This is a genomic window from Stenotrophomonas sp. GD03794 (genome assembly GCF_029842145.1).
GTDB classification, from domain to species: domain Bacteria; phylum Pseudomonadota; class Gammaproteobacteria; order Xanthomonadales; family Xanthomonadaceae; genus Stenotrophomonas; species Stenotrophomonas riyadhensis.
On the sequence record NZ_JAOCFV010000015.1, the window covers coordinates 1 to 20,740 of the forward strand.

The following is a 20,740-nucleotide window of genomic DNA, read 5'->3' on the forward strand; positions in this document are numbered from 1 at the left end:
CCCAGCCACACCTTGTTTGCTCGAATGAGCGGAAACACTTCCTTGTAGGTGATCGCGTTCATGTCGCCCACGATGAGGAACCGCTTGCCGTGCTCCATCAGCTGAGCAATGTATTCCCGGAAGAGGGAGAATGGCGGATTGGTGCAGACAATGTCCGCGTCCTTCAGCAGCGCCACGCATTCGGGGCTACGGAAGTCCCCATCGCCTTGCAGGTCATAGGTCAGGACTTCCGGCTTGCCGGCGGCGTCGCGCTTCTCGTCATGGCAGACGAGCTTGCCGGCGGACTTCCCGTTCTTGGTGTAGTAGGTCGCGACCAAGCGCTTGAGCTTCAACCGGTCGAAGCAGTCGTGGAAGAACACCCAGAAGTTCGACCAGATGGGGTCGTCGCAGTTGCAGAAGACCGTCTTCCCCTCGAAGTGAGAGGCGTAGTGCTGGATTTCGTTCTGAATGTCTTCGATGCGGGTGTAGAACTCGTCGTTCTTGGCCCGCTTGGCCGCTGTCAGGTTTGAGTTTTTCTTCCTCGGCGGTTTTCCTGAGTCAGCAATCTCAACTTCAGCATTCTCAACACTCGTTGTCTCGTCGATAAGCACGTCATGGTCTCCAGTGATCGAGACCTCGGCGCTTCATCTTCTTGAGCTGGTCTCTTTATCAAGGAACCAGAACGACAAGATTCCGCAATACTTCAACGCTGACTAAAACGTTTTGAGAAGTGACTAAAATACAAAACTGCGAACCAACTCCGCAATTCTTGTTTTCAGGCACTGGACAGCAAGGTTTCAGCTGCTCATCGTGATGTTGAAATGAGCCAGAAATCCATAAAGCTAAAAAGTCCCCGTCACCCGTGCGGAAACCCTATGATCTCGCGAGGCGTGCGCGGCCTTGGAGACGTGCGCCGCTGGTGGTGCCCGGTGTGCAATGAGTGGGACGCGATGCGCGGCCCTGCGCATTACTTGCGCGGCGGCCCGGAGCACGGGTTGGAGCGTGTGGCTGCGTTGGCCTGCCGCGGCCTATCAGTCCATGCCATTCAGAAGCGGACGGGCATGAGCTGGGGCGCGGTGCAGTTGCGAATGCAGCGGTTGGCGGATGAAGCCAAGAACCGGTATCGCGTGAGAGCACCCGGTGTCGGCTCTGGATGGTGGTGCGTGGCGTTGCCAGAAACCTTTCCCAAGGTGGGAGTGGCCGCGGTGGGAAAGCAACGGCAAAGCTATCGGTTGCTCGGGTGGGCCACCGGTGCGGAAGCAGGGCTGATCATCGAGCAGCAAATGGGATGTGCGCCCCTGCTGGCAGGCTCGAACCTTGCAAGTGCCTGGCTCGAACGGAGCCTTGGCAGTCATTTCAGAGGTTGGACAGAAGCCGAACAGCGGCTTTGGATCCTGCTGGCCTGGTCTAACGGGTGGAAGGCGGAGGCCCCCTAAAGTGCGTCAAGTAGGCCATTCCCCCGTTGACAAGTTGAACGACTCTTGCCTCAGAATGGGCTTTCAAACAAAGCACCTAAAAAAATGAAGACCACCCCCAACGTTTACATCATCGAATCCCTTTATCCGAATGATGAGGGCAATGGCCGGTTTGAGGGTGTCTTCTTAGCTCAGATTCTTCGTCTCCACGGGAAGGAGACCAAGTATTCGTATGTCCGCACTCGAAAGGAGTTCAAGGCAGCAGTTCGAGATTTCAGGGCCTCAGGATACAGATACCTGCACATCTCTGCTCATGGGGACAAGAACGGCATCGACACGACCAATCAAGAAGGAGTCACCTATCAGCGACTGGCTGAACTTCTGTCTGGCATCCCAAAGAACTGCCGCCTATTCATGTCCTCATGCGAAGTAGTTCATGAAGAATCCGCTGAGGCATTGGTTACCGAGGGCAGATTCCGCTCGCTTCTTGGCCCGCGAAATCGTATCAAGTTTCACGACAGCGCAGCGACATGGGCCGCCATCTACCACCTCATCTTCAAAGCGAAATCAACATCCATGGCGGACTCAAGGATTTCTACCATCATGAAATCCATCATTGAACTCTATGCGGTCAATTTCGCTTTCTTCACAGAGACTGATGACGGGGAAATCGAAGACCGACTGGCAATGGACTAACCATTCAATGGTTGTGCACTGCGCCCCGATGCTTTTCTACCGGCACCTGGGTTTGCGATTTCAATCCTGCCAACAACTCTTCCACGTCCTGGACCAGGTTATGCACCGGGACGGCCTGCCTCTTGGACAGTCCGACGCTCAGCGCCATTTCTTTGTGCCGTTCGGTTCCCAGCCGTTCGGCCAAGCGATCCATCACGTTGTCCGTCGTATACATGCGGTAGCTGCCTTTGGTGAGGCGGGTGAACGCCACCAAGGCAGACTGCTGGTCGAGCATGCCCATGTTCGTGGCCAGGTGGTAAACCTCGGATTTCCCCTGCCCCTGCGCCTTGTGAACGGTCATGGCATACCGGTGGGCCAAGGCGTTGTGCTCGCTGGTGTTGAACTTCAGGATGCGCCCGTCCTCTTTCGGGTTCGAAGAGTCGATGCGCACCACCAGGTCGTAGCCACCGGATTTGTCCTTCCGAATGCTCTCCACCGTGCCCTCGGTGCCGTTGATGACGCCCAAGTCGTTGTTGGTCGCCGTGAACATCACACGGTCGCGGCGTGAGAGCGTCAGGTCCTCCCACTGCCCTTTCACGATCGAGCGGAAGGTGAATTCCTCCTTGTCCAGCACGCCTTGTTCCTGGAGCCCCTTTCGGATTCCTGTGGTGAGCGCCTTGACTTCAGAGCGCGTGTGGGCCAAGACCAGCTTCTCGTCCATGGGCGTCTTGTCTTTCAAGTAATCGTCCACCAACGCTTTGATGGCCTGCTTGTCCGTGCCGAAGTCGTCGATGCAGTCGCGTTGCTTGAGGTTGTTCAGGATTTCTTCGCCCATATGGAATGTGCCTTGGCGGCTGCGGTGCCCGCGTCGCATGTTCTTGACCTTTCCCTCGGCGTCCCGCTCGTAGAAGCTGTTGGCGGTGGTCAGGTCATCAGCGTTCTTCTGCCGGCGGATTTCGGTCAGTTTCTTGTCCCCCAAGGCCATCTTCGCGAGCTCAAAGCCGTTGCCCGCAGCGATGGGCTGAAGCTGGTCACTGTCTCCCTGCATGACAAGCTTGGCGCCCACCCCCTGGCAGTAGGTCATGAGTTTCAAGGTGTCATCGGTGGCCACCATGCCGGCTTCATCGAGCACCACCACGTCCTTCTTCGTCAGAGCAACCTTGCCCTGCCGGATCTGGGAAAAGAACTTTGCAACAGACATGCAGGGCATCCCGGACTCTTCTTCCAGCTTGGCCGCGGCTTTACCCGACACGGCCAAGCCCATCAACTGCTTTCCTTCGGCTTCGAAGCACTGCTTGTAGACCTCGGCCACGGTGGTCTTGCCGGTGCCGGCCAACCCCGACATGACCCCCACACCGGCCGTGCCGTAAGTGAGGTGACCGATGGCGGCTTTCTGCTCCTCTGTGAGGGTGAACCCCTTTCGCTTTTCGTAAGCGGCGATCTCCCGATCCACGGTGGAGCGGAAAAGCTTCAGGTCCGTCTCGCTCTCTCGCTCCTTCGAGCGGCGGATGATCTCGGCCTCCAATTCGACCATCCAGGTGGCGGAAAAACGGTCCTCACTGTGCCTTCGTGCCAGCCTAGCGCCACGGTCCTCTTTGTGGAGGTATTCGGGTTTCACGCGCACCAGATCGTCCTGCTCGGTGAACTCTTTCACCATTTGGAGAACCTCTTCCGAGTTCTTTTGCCCGGCGAACTCCATCCCCAACTCCCGGACCAGGTTATGCTCGCAGAACATCGCCTCGTTCTCGTGCATGCGCTTCAAAACCTCGTCAAACGTATGCGGGTCCAGGTGCTGGCCTTTCGTCTGCTTGAGCGACTGGGTGGTGGGAACCAGCTCCGGGTGCTCTTTAGCGATGTTGGACAAGGTTTGCTGCCAGTCCTTGACCACCTGCTCGAAGGGCGGTTCTTCCTTCTTCTTGCGGGTGGCCTTGCAGGCCTCGTCGTGGCTGGCGTTGGGGTGTTCTTTGACGTAGTCCAGGATTTCCTGGCGGCGGGTCTTCATCTTAAGCACCAGCTCCCGGTCGATTCCGGCAATCGTGGTGAGAATCTGGCCCGTCTCGTGCCCCATCACGTCCACCTCCCGTTCCCGCTGGATCCCATAGCCCAACGCTTTCATTGCGTTGTAGAGCTCGGCCTTGTAGAGGTGATCCGCAGCGCGGGTGTGACGATAGATCTCAATTGCGTCGTAGGTGCCCCACCGACCGTCCTCGCCCCTCGAAACCCCGAACACAAGATGATGGGTGTGCAGGTCGGATTCCACGTTCCGGTTGCTGACGTGGTCGGCGGCTGCCCAAACCAATCCCGCCGTGCCTATAACGTCTACGCCCGCTTCTCCGCGCCGGGTCTCTACCTTGCTCTCGATGTAGCGCATCGCGACGGCGCAGGCCTGGCGGTGGGCCTCCAGGATGGCCAGCTTCTCGCGATCATCCGCCAGCGCGAACGCCACGCTCACGTCCCCGGGGGCGGAAATGGTCAGATCGAACCCCACCCGATGGCCCCCCTCCCACTTCTCCATCGGCTTGCCGTCGTCGTCCAACCGCACGTTTCCCCAGCGATCCGTTTTGATAACCAATTGGGGCTCCTTGCCCGCGTTTTTGCACAACGGCCTTCCGGTGGGAGAAAAGCCCTTGCCAAGCTTTTCCATCACCTCACGGGTGACCGGCTGCCCTTCCAGGCCGAGTTCGGCGGCGAGCTTGCCGCCCCAGTTGAGCGTCTGCCGCGGATCGGGACCGCTGCCGGCGTAATAGGCCACGGCGCTGTCGATGGTCAGGCGCTCGGTGGCCAGCATGTAGTCGAACATGTTGCCACTGTGCGAGTTTTGGCCCTTGGCATTGATGGGCGTGCGATTGATCATGGGGCTCCCCTAAAGAACGTTGACTGTTCCAAGGTCCCAGAAAACGGAGAGTTGGCAAGGCCGCTCACCGCTGGAAAAGCGCGTCGATTTCCTCCGGTGTCATGGTCAATACCCGCTGCACCGCATCGATGCCTTCGGCGGTGGTTGGGAAGGCGGACGCGCCAGCGCTTGCAGGGGACGCGGCCGGTGATGGCCCTTCACCCTCGACCACCGGGCCAGCTGGCTTGGTGGTCCACGCAGCGGCCACCTGCCCCTCGCGAACCGTTGGGTGGCTCTTCCCGGGCCATGTCAGCAACAGCACGTCCCCACCCATCTGCACGATCGCCTCGATGCCCCACGTCTCGGGACCGTAGCGCTTGCCTTTTCGGAAACCCAGCCGATCGGTGAGCTCACCGCTGGAAACCAACGCGCGGCTTTCTTCGTGGACTTGGGCTTTGTCCTCGTGCCCACGCCAGGCGATTTTTCGCTTGCCGAGCTGGCTGGCCAGCTTGTCCCGGGTCGCCCCCATTTGCACTTGGCACACCACGTGGGTCCCCACCAGCGACGAGAAGGCCTGGGCGGTCTTGTCCCCATAGACCAACTCAATCTGGGAGTGATCCTGGACCGCCATGATGGCCACCACTCCTTTGCTGCGTCCCAACGCCAGCAAGGGATCGATGTTCAAGCGCCCGGCGCTGGTCAGCTCGTCGAACACGAAGTAGAGCCCACGCCCGCCCTCGTTGTCCGGCAAGCCTGGCCCAATGAGATCCGGCACGGCCACGTTGATCATGGCGGCGATGTAGGCCTTCGTCAGGGTTGGGTCCGGTCCGGATTGAACGATGACCTGCTTGCGCCCGTTGTAGTCGTCCCGTATCCACTCGGTCATCGAGAAACGGCGCTTGCCAACCTTGGGCCATGCGATGGCCAGATCGTCGATAAGGCGGGTGAAGCCCCCCAAGGAAGACAGCACGCTGGACGTGGTCTGGCTTTCCGGGTCACGCACCAGTGCGGCGCCGCGGGGGTAATGCGGGCGCATGCCTGCGGCCATCTCCGCGGCCGGACGGCGCACCACGGCCGCCAGATCGCGCCACCCCCACTGGCCAGGCCGGGTGTTTTGGAGCTCGCGCACGCACCCAATTAACAAGTCCTGGGCGGCCATGCTCCAGAACTTTGCGTTGCCGTCGCCCTCCGGGATGATCGAGGCAGCGAACGCCGCCGCTTGGGTCGGGGTCCGCACGTCGGCGGCGACGTCCCACACGTGGGAGCGCGCATCGAAGGGCGACACGATGATGGGCCTTTTGAAAATCGACGTGAAATCACCCTTGATGTCGTAAAGGAACAGCTTTGCGTCCCTCTTTCGCGTCAGTTGTTCCAGGATGTGCTTGAGGATGACGCTCTTGCCCGAACCCACCGAGCCGGTGATCAGGACGTGGCGCGCCCAATGCTTTTTAGACAGCAACAGATCGGGGTGGAGGGACAGGGCGAAGGGATCCGCCTCGGCTTCCTTGGGTGTCATCAAGCGGTGCCGGGCTTCGTCCACGGCCTCTTTTCCTTCCAGCAACCGCGGTCCGGACAGGTGCCAGGTGTTGCTCACCGGCTCGGTCGCCTTGAGGAACACCCGCAGACCGAGGCCCGCCGCCAGCAGAAGCGACACCCCGATCCGGGACCATGTCGCCACTGGGTGGTGGTAGGACACCAGTTCGATGAACTCCCGTGCCGGAGCACGTGCCGAGATGCCAGCGGTCAGGAAGTGAAAAGCGGTCACCAGACCACCTTTCAAAGCATCGGCGAAGCGGATGAGCGAGCCATCGGGATTCGGCAAGAGCCAGGCAACGCCCATGCTCCCCACGTAGGCCAAGCCAAAAACGAATGCACCGGCAAGAACGGCGCGGTGCCAGTATCGGACCGGCTGGGAAGGCGCAACGCTGCCGGGCACGTCACCCAGCGCGTCAAAGGGCTTGGGTTTGCTCATGTCGGTGCATGCGCGTTGGGGTCCGCCCTCGCCACCCTGGCTGCTCAGGATTGGCGCCGTGGGCCATCAAGTGGAGGCAGGCCCGGGCGTGCTTGTGAAGGGCGGCAAGGTGGAGCGGTGCCCACCCGTGGCCGTTGAGGGCCGCCACATCAGCGCCGGCTTGGACCAGCGGGGTGACCAGCAAGGCGCGACCAAACCGGGCCGCATGATGCAGTGGCGTGTTGCCGCTGGCATCGGGCAGCCGGGCGTCCGCGCCCATGCCGATGCAGGCCAGCAGTGCTGCTTCGTGGCCCGCCCGGGACGCCCCCACGAGCCAGCCCTGCCATGGTGCGTTCTCCCGCAACCGGTTTGCATCGGACTGCCGTGCCCGCGCTTCCTCCACCGCCATCGCCATGCCTTGGAAGAGCGAGACGTGCTCTGCCATGGACAACCCAGCCACCCTCTCTGCCAAGGTGCTGTAAACCATCGGCTCGTCACGGTCTGCCAAGCGCCTCTCGTAAGCACGCACCAGGTTCTGGGTGGACGCCCGCGTGGGCGCGTCGAACCCAAGCCTATGCAAGCCCCAGCGCAGGTCCACTTGGGGCACATCATCGTGCTTCCGCTGGCGGACCTGCCAGACCAGATCGCCCAACCGACCCTCGACAGGGGCAACGCTCAGGGCGTGGGCACGCGCCAACACTTGCGAATCGTGAAGGCCTTTGGACGCATCGGCTTCGCGCGCGAGCGCGCCCGTCAAGGCCTCCGCTCGCTGGAGGCCCAGGGGACGCAAGAGGCGCAACAGGGATTCTTGGGTGTCCATCCCCATGGTTGTAGCGTTGAATCGCTGGCCGTCAAGCCAACACGCAGAAATGGTGGGTCAGGCAGGACTTGAACCTGCAGGGGAGTGAACCAGCAGTTTTACAGACTGCCCCGGCTTCGTTACCGGACTACTGACCCGAACGCTAAACGCTGTCGGGTGGGCCAAAGACGATCCAACCCAACATGTAGAAAATCAGCGCGGGGTAGAACCAGAAATCAAACCCATCCCAGTCAAACCGGCGCCAACGCTTCCTGCACCTTGCACGCAGCTTGAGCCAGCGCCGGCTGCTCACCGGAAGGAAGTCTGGACCACTACCCCGATGGTCACAAAGCCCGCCACCGCCATGGCCACCACTTTGAGCAGAACCGGAACGGCCGGGGGGTAGACGAGAACAGCCGCTGCGAAGGCCGCGGTCAGCAGGAACAAGCTGGTCAGCAGTGGAACCGCGTTTTCGAAAGCGAAGTCTTTGAGGGCATTGAACAACGTGGACATGGTGGCTCTCCTTTTGGCTTTATGAGTAGGTCTACCTACTCTTTACAAAACCAGTAAAGCACCATCAAACTGGACGTCAAGACGCAAAAATGCCCGATTCTGCGCAGAACCGGGCAGATTTGAACATCGATGAAAAATTACTGTCGGAAGACGTTCGGTTGGGCCTGCTTCTGGTGCTTCTCCCAATCGTAATTGGCAGCGTAGTCCTTCATGAAAGCCGCCTCCTTCAACGAACTGCGGGCGTAATCGGCGTATCCCAGGCGCCCAGGTCCGTTCTCCATCCGCTGCTCACGGGTCAACATGGGAGGGGTCTCCTCCCGCTGGGCCCCGCGTTGCTGCCGCCACTGCGCAACGGTCGCATGAACCACCTGCTCGTGCTTGTCGTCCGGCTTTGCATCACGAACGGCTTTGTCGGCCTCCTGGATCTTTGCCTGGAGCGCGGCGATCTGATCGGGCGAGGCCTTCTCTGCCCAATCCAGAACGCGCTGTCGGCGTTGCTCGATGGCGTCTTGGTCTTGGGCCACGTTCTGCTCGAAGTCGGCCCGGGCCGCGCTGTCCTTCTGGGGCGGTGGGCGATCGACCAGAAGCCGCTCGTTGCGCTGCGCCTGGAGTGCTCGCAGCTCGGTCATTTCTTCGATGGGTTGGGAGAGGGTGTTGCTCATGTTTGTTTCCTCCGCTGGGGTGAATAGGCTCATCGTTGATCAATCCGCAGGTTTGGCAAGGGGGCAAACCCCCTCGCCTATCCGCATCAATCCGCGTCGGGCAGCAGCTCCGCCAGGTCGAAGCGCTTGATGCCGGCACGGCTCAGCGCCACGATGGCGTGACCGCGGGGCTCAAGAAGAGCGGAGTATTCTTCCTGCAGGAAGAGCGGCTGCACCTCGCGCTTGCCCCCGGTGGGCATGTCGATGTCGCGCGCGATCTCGTCTTGGCCCAGCGTGTCCTCCGATCCAATCCGCCAGCGGCGACCCGTCACGGCGTCGATGCGCGAAGCCGTCAACCGCCCGGCCCCTTCCATTCGCATCTTGTCGTAGGCGGACGCGTAGGCATGATCCGGGTCGTTGAGCACGGAGTGGCGCCAATTGTTCATGCCGCCTTGGTAGTCGATGCCCCGGGTGCGCTGTTTGAACGTGGTCAACGTTGCCTGTCCGAACCGCTTTTCCAGGTATTCGTGGGTGTTGTGCGAGCACTTCAGCGCGATCACCGATTGCATCGTGTTGGCCATCAGCTCCGCCTCGTTGACTGATCCAAAGGCGTTGACCAAGCTTTCAAACCCTTGCGTTGCAAGCACGGGCATCAACCCCAGCGAGCGCGAAACGGAGAACAGGTTGATGTCATCGGCCGTCAACAACAGGTGGGCCTCGTCCATCATCAACATCACCTCGGTTTGCCCAGGCAACGCTTCGCGCCACTTGTCGCCGAATGCACCACGCGCCTTGATTCCGTTCATGACCCGCTGTTTGAGCAGGCGCATCATCATTTCACCCGCTTCACCGAATTGGGTGGGGGGCAAGAAGAGGCCTACCATGGCTCCATAGAGTGCGTCGGACACGTCCACCTCGCCCGTCTCAATCGAATGCCAAGGCATGTCCGTCTTGCTGTCCCGCAGCTTTTCGCCCCGCAAGAGCTTCTCCAGCAGCCCTCGTGAGTTGAGCGTGAACGATTGTCTCTGTTCCGGATGCATCGCGGGAATCTCCTGGAACGCCCATTCCAGCGAGCTCTGCAGCTGAGACATGGGACGGAAGAGGTCTGGATGGATGGTTTCGGGAGCGTTGTCCTGACGAAGGCGGTGCTGCTGCAGGTAAGCCGCATAGGCCAGCCGCCCCTCTTCTTCATGGCTCGTGTCCGCCTCTTCCAGGCCCAAGTATTTCACCACCTCCATCAGCTTTGCATTGGCACGAGGCGCGGGGCTGGCGGGAATCACGCGTTCCACAATGGACAACAACTTGATGTGGTGGAATGGCGTGTAATGCCATTGCCTGTCGTCGCTCACCGGGATTCGATGGATGGCGATCTGCTCGGCGATCCGCTCGATCAACGCCTCAGTCTCGGCCACGTCCTCGCCCAGCTTTCGCTGTTTGACCAGCTCAAGCTCCGCGTTCATCTGTGCACGCTCCAACCCTTCCAGCTTGGCCGAGCACCAGGACCTGTAAGCCATCTCGTGATCCACGAGCGCACGAAGGATGATGCCCGTGTGGTAGAGAAACGCATCGCCACCATCCGTCCAAAGCTTGGATTTCTCGTCCACGCGCCCACCGGATGCGCCGCGCAATGCCCGCACGATCTGATCCGGCGCCAACCCTTCATAGGGCCCCACGCGCATTCCTGGCTTGACGACGATGTCGAACAATCCTTCCAGATCCGCGATGATTGCTCCGTCTTTACCGTCGGCAATGAGAGCACCGCCGGCCAGCTTCTGCCGCGTCAAACGCTCCCTTACATCGCCTTGTTCCGACGCCACACACGCCATTGCCAAGGCGGCTTTACGGAACCGACGAGCGATGGGTCGCAACGCGGCATAGGATTTGCCCGAACCGATGGCCCCGAACACGAGCAGGCCCTGCTGGCAATCGCGCCATGAGAACATCATCACGGTGCCCAAGTCGGGCGAGTAGCCATAACCTTTGTCGGACAGATGCCCCGTGGCGCGCCCGATGGTGATCAGCGGGGTCTTGTCCCGCAGGGCCGCCTCGGCTTGCTGTTCACGTGCCTTGACGTGTGAGTTGATCAACGCCCCTTGGGTGGCCAGGTTGTTGTCGTTGTTCTGCAGGTAGAGCCGGGCGGCGTTTTGGACAAAGTTGCCTTCGGCGTATTGCATCGCATACATGCAGGCCAACACGTAAGGTGCCGCCTCGCCCAAGCCAAACGGCAGGACCTTGGCGACAACCAAGGCGGCAAAGATGAGGCCCACCCACTGCATCGCTTGAATGAAGCGCGCGGCTGTCCCGCCAATGACGCCCCGGTGCGGGTGCGAGGCCGCCGCCACAAAGCAAACCACAAACAGGACGCCGACCAAGCCAAAGGCCCACCACAGGTAGGTCTTGGCCATCTGGGCATACACAGCCATGCCGCCGGCTTGCATTGCCACCTCGGTGCCGCCCTTGCTGTCGCCGACCATGAACTGAAGCGCCATCGGAACCCATTGCAGCAGCACCAGGGCTTTCAGGGCCTCCTTCATGCCCTCGCCTTGCTTGAGGGCGATGAAGTATGGAATGGTCAGCAGCAGAGCGGCCCAGCCGGCCCAACCGATGAGGCTCACCAGGAAGGTTGCCAGAACGCCGATCACGGGGAAGGCCAGATACATCAAGGGAGTGGCCAGGCTGTCGCCGCCCTGCCCCATGTCGTTGCCCTGCAAGAAGCCCTCGGCACGCCGCCCACGCTTCGTCGTGATGATCCGCGATTGGGTGTCACGCAAATCCTCCGGAACCTTCGGCCACCACTCCTGGAACTCGTCCTCGCTGCGTCCTTCGGGCACCTTGAACACCTGGGCGTTCTCGTCCCAGACCGCGCCGCATTCCTTCGCGAAATCCCGATCAGCCTCCGGCACATCGAGCTCTCGGCTGCGAACGCGATCGGTCACGTCAAAGCGACCCACGAGGTTTTCATACTCCTCGTGGGACTGGACGATGATTTCTTCTTTCACGCCCGAAGGCTCGCCGCTCTTCCGTCGGAACTTGCGGCCCAAGCCACTCGTCCAGTCAAGCACGTTGAACAAACTGATTGCTTCCATCTCTGTTTCCCTCCCCTGTCAAATCAACGAAGCCAATGCGCCAAGACGGCAAGCACCAAGCAAAGCGGCGCGCACGCCAGGAAGCCCGCCTTGGCCACCCAGCGCTCTGCGACCTGCTCAACCTTGCTCGCGTAGAGCCGATCCTTGGTCCACGCCTCATACGCGGCGTCGTCTCTGACCGGAGGCCTGCGATCGGCGCGCAAGTAGTAGAAAGTGCGGCGGACGCCTTCGCTCAGGTGGCCCATGCCAAACGATTCAGGGCTGCCGAGGAACAAGCGCCCGTGCAGGTTCAGCCACTTTGAGCCGAAGTGAAGTTTTCCGGGTTCCCGGTATTGCGTGAACAGCCACTTGAACATGTCGCCCCCTTATTCGTGAGTAGGTCACTTCTTTCTAGATCGAATCCGCGGATGCGCAAGGGGGATCAGTCGATCCCCGACTTCTTCGCCCAAGCGTCCAGGTCTGCGTTGGCTTTTTGCTGCCAGTCATTCCTTGGCTCGGCGGCGGGTGCGGGGGCCGTCCTCGGCAATGGGGCGGTCGCACGTTTCGGCGAAGGCTTGGGCTGGGACGCAATCAGCGCTGTCGTCGTTACCGGGGGAGCGTCGACCGGCTCTGGCTTCTCGATCGCAGGTTCTGGCTCGGCCTGCTCTGGAAGCACTGCTGGAACGGGCGGGACCACGGGGTCCTCCACCACCTTGGGCAGCTGCTCGGGAACGGCTGGAGTGGCAACCGGCATCAAGGGAGGCGGTGTGCTCGGAGGCACCTGGTTGTTCTTCCCAAGCAAGAAGTAGATCGCCCCCGCGGCCAATACCACCGCCACCACACCGGCCAAGACCCAAGGCAAACGAGAGCGGGGGCTGGGTTGGATTGGAGTTACTGGCTGCTCTGGTGACGCGGCCTCCGGGGGCCGGTTGGACCCTTCAAGCACCGCGGGAACGGACAGGACTTCCACTGCGTCCTGCTGAGACAGATTGACCAAGGCTGCCGTATCTTCATTGCTCAACGCCTTGGCGTCCACCGATGGGCCACCCAATCCATCTGCAACCTGTGCGCCAGGCTCTCCAAATTCATCAACCAGTTCCCAAACGGTGCACATTCCCTTATCACCCGCTCCTACGAGAACCGGTGCAGCTGCATCGGACGTCAGTTGCCTGACCAACATTTCCTGCTCCACGGTGAGCGGAGCGTCTTGAGGCTTCTCTTCGACACCACGATGTTCCTGGGCTTCTCGGGTGCGCTTTGCGTCCAGTTGCGCCTTGGCTTGCTTCGCCTTCTCTGCAGCGGCAACAAAGCCCTTCTGGGTCAACTCGGCAGTGCGCTTGCTGATCACCCCGGCCCAGTGACCGGCAGCTTTCAGGTTTTCTTTCACGCCATCGGAAACCAGCCGCTCTTCCTGCGTGGGCGAAGCGGTTGGGGTTGCCTTGGCACGCTCAAGCAGTTCCTTGCGCTTGCGCTGAAGGATTCTTTGGTTCTTTTCTTCTGGGGTCATGTGGGCTCCTCGGAAGGGGGAAGGAAGCCCGAGCATCGATCGACACCCGGGCACTGAGATCACCGGACGTCAGGCACCGGGGTAACGACGATCACGGGCTCACCGCTGCCGCAGCGGTCGTCCACCGTGACCTTGGACAGCGCGCCACGCTTGGCCAGCTCAACGATGGGCACCTGGCAGGCGGCCTTGTCGGCGCCTTTGAACACCACCGTCAACCCGTTGCTGGACTTGTTCAACAGACCCGCGAACTTGTCGAGGAAGGCCCGAGTTTCGCTGTCCAACCGCTTCATGTCGGTGGGGTTGTAGTTCAAGCGCAACGAATCCAGGACGGCTTCCTGCTTGCCATCCACGGTTTCGGTCTTGGTGACCACTTCGGCCTTCATGCCAGCCGCACGGGCGGCGTCGGCGGCCTGCTCGGCGTGCTCCCGCTGCTGCTTCACGTAGGACGCCGAAGCCCCCACTGCAGCACCGGCGGCGCAAGCGCCCAGGGCCTTGTCTTTCTTGCCCGTGAGCAAGGCGATGGCTCCGCCGGCCACGCAGCCGATGCCACCGGCTTTGAACAGACGCTTCTTGTCGGCATTGGGCTTGCCATCGTCCTCCGCGGCATGGACCGCATCAGGGGCGGCTTGGGCGGAAACCTGAAGCGGCAAGAACGCCGCCAGGCAGAGAGTGAGAGGAACGGAAAAACGTTTCATGGGATGGATCTCCTGCTGTGGGGGAAAATTAGGTGCGTGGAGCAGTCATGGGTCCGGTTGCGGGCACCTTGGCCGCACCAGAACCTTTTGGAGAGGGTTGCGAGAGGGCCGCCGTCACGACCTTGCGAAGCGCTTTTTCGTAGCGCTGAATGGCGCTGTCCTGCTCCGCCTTCGTTTCGTCTCGCAACCGCCGCAGGTCTTCTTGGAGCGCACTCCGGAACAGCGCGTTCTCTTCCCGCAGATCGTCAATGAGGCGCTCCAGCTGAGCGTTGGCGTTCTCCAGCACGCTCACCACGGACGTGGCGGTGTTGTGTCGCTCCAGCGCCTCTCGCACGTAAGCGCTGAACCCACTGCCCGATTCACGGGCAAGCCGCTGAGCAAGTTTCAGCTGCCCACGGTCGAGGTTTACGTTTTGACGAACGAACGCCATTGGTCGAGTAACTCCGTTTCGGGATTACTCCACCGATACCGCGAATCTCGGAGTTGGCAAGGCCCCACGTCAGGAGCCTGAAAAACATGGGCCAAACGAGCTAACAAGCACTGACACTGTCTCCATTCGGTGGTGACATGGCCAGGCCTTGATTGCATTGAGGTTTCGGCAGGCGTTACAGCGATTCTTGGGCGAAAAACGCACTCCCACTTCAGTGCGTCATGTGTATGACGACTCTGGGGAACCGTCCGGGCTCCTGCTTCTCTGCCACTGCCGACATTGCTTCCACACACGTTGGGCTCTTGCAGTTGCTTTTCGGCGGCCCCTTGCGTGTTGCCCCAGGTGCGCTATTGGTGGTCTACGCCCCTCGCCCCACAGGACCATCGCCCACACCATGCCCACGCAACGCTCCCGCTCTTCCACCCCTCACGCCCACCGATGCCCCACCCCGGGAATCCGTGCGGAGTTTCTCAGCCCACTATTTCGCATTGCCTCGAATCCCCAGGACAGGTTGCCCTCGCCCACCCGCCGCACCACCCCACGACACCCAAGCCACGTTGGTTTTAGTCAAACGTGTGCAATGCCCTTGGATACACCGACACCGTGTTTTCCGAATCGCAAGTGGGCAGCCAAAGAACCCCTGGAAGGAAAGCGCGGAGCCCTCGCCCCATTTCGTTTTAGTCAAACAAGGGTGCGCGCCATGGCCTTCATTCACCGCCATTGGCCCATCAATGATCCACCTGCTTTCGTTTCAGGAGTGCTCCCATGACCACCGCTGACCTGGACGCGTTTGCCCGTCGCGTGCTGGCCTTCCATGCCGTCCGTGCGCCTGCCACTCCCCGTTGGGCGCTGGACGTGGCCCGCCGTTCCGAACGCCCTGTGTGCGCTTTCTGCACCGCCCCCCTGGACTTGGATCGTCGCCACGCCTGGGGGCTTTCACCGCTCGTTCCGTTGAGCCAGGGCGGCCCAACGGACACCGAGAACCTGCGCATGGCTTGCAAGCGCTGCATCACCGAGCGGGGCAGCCGTGACCTGTTGGCCTGGCCCGAGTTGAGCCAGCGGCTGCCACCAGACACCTTGGACGCCTTGCTGGCCGACCGGCTGTTTGTCCTGCAGCGCTCCAACAACCACCTGGTCGAGGTGGGGCGCTTTGCCAAGCCAGCCACCGTCCTTGCCCAGCTCCAAGAGCGCTGGATGCACCCCCGGTTCCTCGTCCACGTGGAGCGGCATTCGGACAGCTGGATGTTGGGGTGGCCACTGGCCCAGCGTGCCCATCTGACGCGAAACGACTTGGCCGCGCTCTTGCGCAACGTGCACCAGGGCGAATGGCTGGAACACCCCGAGGTGGTGGCCTTCCGGTTGACCGCGGATGTTTTTCAATTGGCGGTGTGGCAACTGATTGCCCTCCACGCGTTGGTCATTCCCCTGCCTTTGGGGACTGCTCCCCCTCCCGACCGCACCTTTGAGAACCGGTGGATGGCCCGGTATCCAAGCCTGCGCCAGATCCGCCTGCGGCGACAGGGCGCGCACGAAACACTGTGGCCCAGCATGGGCAAAGACCACGTCCCGGCTTACAGCGACAAGCCCAATGCGGTTCGCATGCGGACCCAGCGTCAAGCCACACGTGAGGGGGAAACGAAAGCCCAGTGGTTGGAAGCAAGGCGGCGTTTGGCGAAGCGAGACGCGGGCGTGGCCAAAGGGACGTTGAGGGCATGGCTGCCTGGAGAGCGGGCCGCGCTGCAGGCAGACGTGGACGATCTGGCGGCGGCGTGGTTGAAAGCCCGCAAGCGCCAGTCGAAAGGGCGCCCGGACACCAGGGATCCCTTACCATTGAGGCAAGCTCAGACAATCAATTGACCGACATGGATGAAAAGGATCAGGACAAGGGAAGCGACAGTAAGGCTAACCGGACCCCGTCGAAGCCTCAGCGGCGAAAGAAGAAGTGGAAGGAGCAATTCAACAAGCCCTTCAGCAGCCTGTTCACCATCCGCGCTGACGAAGATGGAAACCCGCCGGAGCTGGAGGAATACCTGGTTCGTCAACACCTGCAAAAGGGGCTGAGCCACCTTCGGATGAGCAGCCGGGATATTAGGTCCGCGCTGAAGGTATACAGCCTTACCGAGCTGAACCAACTCTGGAACATGCGCGAAAAGAAGCTCAAGTATGTGGAGGACGCCGCACTTCTGTTGGCGCACATCCGGCACCGGTCCGGGATTGACCTTCAGCTGCGCCCGGCATCCGAGCTTTTCAGTCACGACGTGATCCAAGCCCTCCAAGGCGTGCTTGAGGAAAGCGGGCGATTAAGGGTGGAAAAGCCATTGCCCCCCGCTCCTGACGCTGTCGCAGCAGAGGGAAAGCGAATGGAGCAGGTCCTCCGTGTGATCCGAGAGGGCCAAGCCGAGTTTCGCAAACGCCTGGTCGATCACTACGGAGCGGTGTGCATGGTCACCGGCACCGCCCTGGCAAGCGTCATCGACGCGGCCCACATCGTCCCCTACAACGGGGCATCTACCAACGCCTTGAGCAACGGGCTACTGCTACGGAAGGACATCCACGCGTTGTTCGATGCGGGCCTGTTGACCATCGGGCCGGACCTGGTCGTTTACGTCACTGCTGGGGTGGATGATCCCTACTACCGTTCGTTGGACGGGAAGGATCTTACGTTAACCGCCCCACCGAAGATGTCCAAGGAAGCTTTAAGAAAGAGGCTGGTGGGGCACGGGTCGTCCGAGTTAAACAGCACCGCCCTACCGGGATAGCCGGTGCTTGGCCCCCGTATTCCCCACGGATTCGTCAAACTTCCAAGATTCCTAACCCACTCCCCCCGCTCTCCCTCCTACGCTGACCGCTCACCCAACCTCCTGAAAGGAGAACACAATGAGCAACAGCAAGAAGAAGCCAATGACGCAGACGGCCCAGCGACGCATCCAAAGCGCGGTGGATCGGCAACCCAGCCCCTCTCCTCAGCAACGGGCGTTCAAGGCCAAAGCAGCCTCAGTGGTTGCGAAGCGGAACGGCAAGTGAGCCATGGCGGCTTCGCCTCGAAGTGAGGGGAGCCGCTTCATCATTTGCTCTGCGAGAACTGGGACCAGTAGGGTTGGACCCATGGGGTTTTGACCCGCCCCTGGTTGCACAGAGCATTCCACCATTGGTTGTAGCGCTCACCGGCCAGCATTACCGCCTCCACACCCTGCTCTTCCACCCTCCCCCACGCTTGGGCTGCAGCATAGAGACGGCGCATCGTCCATGACACGTCTTTCCCCGAAACGTGTCCGACGTGCGCGATCACCGATAGCACATCCTCTTCTCGAAGCGCTTTGGTTCCATTGCGCCAACGCACCACCCAGGACTGGCCTCCGGATTCAGGCGGGCCGCCCATGAGCGCGTCCTCGATCTCCCTGACCTTCGGCAAACTCTCTGGCAGGTCACGCCCGCGTGCGGCAAGCGCCAAGGCGAAGTAGATGTCCAAAAGTCGGTGCTGAACCCGCTTCCTCGCCCCACTTCCGGGCGAATCAATCAAAAGTGCCACCAAGCTGTTGATCTCACCCGCGTTAGCCATCAGGGGAGTGGTGAGGTCGTGATCCATCTGAGCCAATAGCAGGAGCAACCCGTCCAAGCCTGGATCGAGCCGGCTGTCCGGCTGCATAGCTCCCGCGGGTAGCCCAATTACCTCTGCTGCCGCTTTGACCACCGCCACGGAAAGGCCATCCCTGGATAGCCGCCCGTGCACAACATCTGCGGAAACCTCATCTAAGGCAACTGCTAGTGCTTCCAAGCGGTCTCCACCCGCGATGCCAACTGTCTGGTGGAAAAAACTGCATGGAGGAAGCGTTGGATATTCGGCCAGCGCGCGTGCGGCTCGCTCCATTGCACGGGCTTGGCGCTCCGCACACTCCGGCATCAGTTCAGTGTGGCTTTGCTGGACGTAAGCAACCAGACCATCGCAGACCTGCTGCCGCTTCTTAGGCCTGCGTGGAATCCCGATCTCCCACGTCTTGGCGGAGACCTTAAAAATCTTGAGCACCCGATCAGAAAGCGTGCGCTTGTCTGCCCAGATTCCCATCGAGTGAAGCAGCCAACCCGTCAGCGGCTGTGCCGTCATGCCTGGGATACGCCAGGTTTTGGCCCAGATCGCGTCCTCTTGATCAGCATTCAGAGGGGCAAGTGCCACGCTCAGTAGATCTTACCGTTCTTGCTCATCCCCAGATTCCGCACCGCCACCCTGGCGGCCTTGCGGACCTCCGCGTGCTCGTCCACCGGCGAGCTCACGATTAGCAGCGTGTTGTCCTGGATGAGCGACGCGGCCGCGTAGTCTGCCAGCGCCACCATGGCGGTGGTCAACGCGACTTCACTACCGGCGTCCTCCGAATCGTCAAAGCCGAACAGCTTGGCGATGTTCTCGCGGAGCTTTGGCGGGATAGTCACCATGGCCCGGTGGTGGCGCAGCCCATCCTCCCGACGGCGGTAGTCGTGCAGCGTGACCGATCGGGGCATGACCATGTGAACCCGCTTGCCTCCCACGCTTCCTGCCTTCTGGCTGTCGTCGTAGTCAAAGTAGGACTTGCGCTGCGGGTAGTCGCCCGGCCCCAGCAACAGGTGCTCCGGGATGCGGGCGACAGTCGAAGTGTCCGCTTTGCTGGCCCGGCGGGGTTTGGCATGGGTCACGTCCTTGACGTCATCCAAGGTGCGCTTGACGGCCTTCTTCGTGGCAGCCTTCTTGGCAGGAGCTTTGCGAGTGGCCATGGGTAGGTCTGGGAGGGAAACCAAGGGAAGCTCCATCATGCCGCAGCCCTCCGGCCTGCACCAGCGACAAGGATGTCGTGCACCCGGACAGCCAGGGCGTGGATCTCCTCCTGGGCCACCCGGGCCCAGCGACCGTTGGCGTCGAACACGGTCTTTCCCTCCTCGTAGCAGTCCGCAAACAACGCTCGATCGCGCACCAGGATCGCTCCCGACATCTTGGGGTGCTCCAGGCGGCGGCGATGGGCTGCCCGCTTCTCGTTGGCCCTATTGGCGATCGGCAGATAACGCTTCCCCTTTTTCTCCAGCACATCCACGGTTCGCAGGAAAATGACAAAACTCGCCACATCGAGCAACGTGGGCACCAGGTAAAGATCGGCATCCGGGAGTGCTTCGTTATCAGGCATGTCGTTACGCATGTCCATGATCTCGATATCGAAGCCGGGGGAGCGTGAGCGGGATACGGTAAAAGGTGTTTCGTCCGACAGCCCGGAGAATGCCAGGCATGAACTCTGCCTGTCCCGGTCGTTGACCAACACACGCAGGTTGGGGTCACGGGCATAGCACCCGGCAAGATTCAGGGCCAGCGTCGTGCGGCCGACGCCACCCTTGAGTGAGAAGTTGCACAGGCGCATACGGCATCCTTTCGTGAGTAGATAGGGGTTCCTACCGAATCTACCCCGACGCCACCGTTGCGCAAGTGCATGTTTTTGCAACCCTTTCGGGCCGTTCAGGCCTTGGATTCTTTTCTATTCTTCCCGCGAGGCGACTGGACGACGGCAGTCCCACCGCAGCGTGTGGGCGACGCTTGAAGGCGAGCAATGCAAATCGAACGGCTGGGAGGCCATCCATGCTTTGACAGACGGTGGTGCTGCGCCATGCAGTGCTTCAATGATCGTCCAGCGTTGCTTTGCCGGACCAAACTCCGCGAACACGTCCGCCCCGGCTTCGGCCAGGATTCCGGCCATCTTGTCGTAGCACTGCCGTTTGTGTGGGTGGTCCTGGTTTACGTGCCACGCCATGCAAGCGACGTGGAAAGCGGTTATTCCGTTGGGCCCCACCGGGTGGTCCAAGGACGGGAAAGCCGTTAGGCCCCTCCAAGCCTCCAGGCGCGCCTCGCGGACAGCAGCGATGGCTTCTCTCAGCGCCCAAGGGTTGCAGTGCTCAATGGCCTGTAACAGTCGTTCTGCAAGCCGGTGGACGGTCATTTCCATTTCAGCTCCTTCCGCAGTTGGCGCTCGAAGTGGCGTTGTTGGCGGGCCAGCCGGGCTTGCCGGCGAAGCTTGCCTTCGGGCAGGAACGCGGGAGCCGTGGGTGGGATGTGCGCGAAGGGAAGGCCAGCAATGGGGCGGGCCGAGCGGGTGGGGCTTTCAATCATGGCGGCGGTCTCTTGGGTTATTTAAATCGGTCTTCGTGAGTAGGTCGCCCCACTCCCCTAACTCCATGCAACCAGACCACCGAGCAATGTCAAGATGGAAAATCCAACTTTTTTTGACT

21 protein-coding genes and 1 tRNA gene are annotated in these 20,740 nt (G+C 61.1%); 5 read left to right on the plus strand and 17 right to left on the minus strand.

Annotation, left to right across the window (positions count from 1 at the left end):
- Positions 1 to 590, minus strand: a 590-nt coding sequence (locus N5D91_RS10300) for an adenine-specific methyltransferase EcoRI family protein (protein WP_279907117.1), incomplete at its 3' end; no start/stop codon positions are given.
- 450 nt (positions 591 to 1,040) lie between these two features.
- Between N5D91_RS10300 and N5D91_RS10305 the strand changes: the two genes are divergently transcribed.
- A complete protein-coding gene (locus N5D91_RS10305) occupies positions 1,041 to 1,415 on the plus strand; it encodes a hypothetical protein (RefSeq protein ID WP_152906878.1) in 375 nt (124 codons plus the stop codon).
- 84 nt (positions 1,416 to 1,499) lie between these two features.
- On the plus strand, positions 1,500 to 2,090 hold the full coding sequence (locus tag N5D91_RS10310) for a hypothetical protein (protein WP_032971082.1): 591 nt from the start codon (positions 1,500 to 1,502) through the stop codon (positions 2,088 to 2,090).
- Between the two features lie 4 nt (positions 2,091 to 2,094).
- Here the strand turns inward: N5D91_RS10310 and mobF are convergent, their stop codons facing one another.
- The 11 genes from mobF to N5D91_RS10365 all read right to left on the minus strand — a co-directional run bounded on the left by mobF (position 2,095) and on the right by N5D91_RS10365 (position 14,503).
- Positions 2,095 to 4,923 carry a MobF family relaxase gene (gene mobF / locus N5D91_RS10315; RefSeq protein WP_006375342.1) on the minus strand — a complete coding sequence of 943 codons (2,829 nt, stop codon included), beginning with the start codon at positions 4,921 to 4,923 and terminating at the stop codon, positions 2,095 to 2,097.
- A gap of 64 nt (positions 4,924 to 4,987) precedes the next feature.
- Positions 4,988 to 6,874 (minus strand): helicase HerA-like domain-containing protein, encoded by a 1,887-nt coding sequence (locus N5D91_RS10320; protein ID WP_006375344.1) that lies wholly within the window; start codon positions 6,872 to 6,874, stop codon positions 4,988 to 4,990.
- A complete protein-coding gene (locus N5D91_RS10325; RefSeq protein ID WP_224481860.1) occupies positions 6,852 to 7,673 on the minus strand; it encodes an ankyrin repeat domain-containing protein in 822 nt (273 codons plus the stop codon). The genes N5D91_RS10320 and N5D91_RS10325 overlap by 23 nt, the downstream gene beginning before the upstream one ends.
- Positions 7,674 to 7,723: 50 nt before the next feature.
- A tRNA-Tyr gene (locus N5D91_RS10330) sits at positions 7,724 to 7,810 on the minus strand.
- Between the two features lie 151 nt (positions 7,811 to 7,961).
- A complete protein-coding gene (locus N5D91_RS10335; protein ID WP_032971083.1) occupies positions 7,962 to 8,165 on the minus strand; it encodes a hypothetical protein in 204 nt (67 codons plus the stop codon).
- Positions 8,166 to 8,302: 137 nt separating this feature from the next.
- The gene (locus N5D91_RS10340) at positions 8,303 to 8,827 is read right to left on the minus strand and encodes a hypothetical protein (RefSeq protein ID WP_006375347.1); all 525 of its coding nucleotides are present in this window, start codon (positions 8,825 to 8,827) and stop codon (positions 8,303 to 8,305) included.
- An 86-nt stretch (positions 8,828 to 8,913) separates the two neighbouring features.
- On the minus strand, positions 8,914 to 11,892 hold the full coding sequence (locus N5D91_RS10345; RefSeq protein ID WP_006375350.1) for a TraM recognition domain-containing protein: 2,979 nt from the start codon (positions 11,890 to 11,892) through the stop codon (positions 8,914 to 8,916).
- 23 nt (positions 11,893 to 11,915) lie between these two features.
- Positions 11,916 to 12,248 (minus strand): hypothetical protein, encoded by a 333-nt coding sequence (locus N5D91_RS10350; protein WP_006375352.1) that lies wholly within the window; start codon positions 12,246 to 12,248, stop codon positions 11,916 to 11,918.
- Between the two features lie 65 nt (positions 12,249 to 12,313).
- Entirely contained in the window at positions 12,314 to 13,378 is a 1,065-nt protein-coding gene (locus tag N5D91_RS10355; RefSeq protein ID WP_224481862.1) for a hypothetical protein, read from the minus strand.
- A gap of 59 nt (positions 13,379 to 13,437) precedes the next feature.
- The gene (locus tag N5D91_RS10360) at positions 13,438 to 14,073 is read right to left on the minus strand and encodes a hypothetical protein (RefSeq protein WP_006375355.1); all 636 of its coding nucleotides are present in this window, start codon (positions 14,071 to 14,073) and stop codon (positions 13,438 to 13,440) included.
- 28 nt (positions 14,074 to 14,101) lie between these two features.
- Positions 14,102 to 14,503 carry a hypothetical protein gene (locus tag N5D91_RS10365; protein WP_006375357.1) on the minus strand — a complete coding sequence of 134 codons (402 nt, stop codon included), beginning with the start codon at positions 14,501 to 14,503 and terminating at the stop codon, positions 14,102 to 14,104.
- A gap of 765 nt (positions 14,504 to 15,268) precedes the next feature.
- Between N5D91_RS10365 and N5D91_RS10370 the strand changes: the two genes are divergently transcribed.
- The 3 genes from N5D91_RS10370 to N5D91_RS10380 all read left to right on the plus strand — a co-directional run bounded on the left by N5D91_RS10370 (position 15,269) and on the right by N5D91_RS10380 (position 17,527).
- On the plus strand, positions 15,269 to 16,360 hold the full coding sequence (locus N5D91_RS10370) for a hypothetical protein (protein WP_006375359.1): 1,092 nt from the start codon (positions 15,269 to 15,271) through the stop codon (positions 16,358 to 16,360).
- A 5-nt stretch (positions 16,361 to 16,365) separates the two neighbouring features.
- Complete coding sequence (locus tag N5D91_RS10375) at positions 16,366 to 17,262, plus strand: HNH endonuclease (RefSeq protein ID WP_032971086.1); 897 nt, start codon at positions 16,366 to 16,368, stop codon at positions 17,260 to 17,262.
- A 118-nt stretch (positions 17,263 to 17,380) separates the two neighbouring features.
- On the plus strand, positions 17,381 to 17,527 hold the full coding sequence (locus N5D91_RS10380) for a hypothetical protein (protein WP_154354769.1): 147 nt from the start codon (positions 17,381 to 17,383) through the stop codon (positions 17,525 to 17,527).
- Positions 17,528 to 17,567: 40 nt separating this feature from the next.
- On the opposite strand, the gene N5D91_RS10385 is transcribed toward N5D91_RS10380, so the two are convergent.
- The 5 genes from N5D91_RS10385 to N5D91_RS10405 all read right to left on the minus strand — a co-directional run bounded on the left by N5D91_RS10385 (position 17,568) and on the right by N5D91_RS10405 (position 20,621).
- A complete protein-coding gene (locus N5D91_RS10385; protein ID WP_224481863.1) occupies positions 17,568 to 18,674 on the minus strand; it encodes a hypothetical protein in 1,107 nt (368 codons plus the stop codon).
- Between the two features lie 2 nt (positions 18,675 to 18,676).
- On the minus strand, positions 18,677 to 19,246 hold the full coding sequence (locus N5D91_RS10390; RefSeq protein ID WP_224481864.1) for a hypothetical protein: 570 nt from the start codon (positions 19,244 to 19,246) through the stop codon (positions 18,677 to 18,679).
- A gap of 35 nt (positions 19,247 to 19,281) precedes the next feature.
- A complete protein-coding gene (locus N5D91_RS10395; protein ID WP_006375366.1) occupies positions 19,282 to 19,878 on the minus strand; it encodes a ParA family protein in 597 nt (198 codons plus the stop codon).
- A 114-nt stretch (positions 19,879 to 19,992) separates the two neighbouring features.
- Entirely contained in the window at positions 19,993 to 20,457 is a 465-nt protein-coding gene (locus tag N5D91_RS10400) for a hypothetical protein (RefSeq protein ID WP_006375367.1), read from the minus strand.
- Positions 20,448 to 20,621 (minus strand): hypothetical protein, encoded by a 174-nt coding sequence (locus N5D91_RS10405; RefSeq protein ID WP_006375368.1) that lies wholly within the window; start codon positions 20,619 to 20,621, stop codon positions 20,448 to 20,450. Before N5D91_RS10405 ends, N5D91_RS10400 begins: the two co-directional genes overlap by 10 nt.
- Between the last annotated feature and the right edge of the window lie 119 nt (positions 20,622 to 20,740).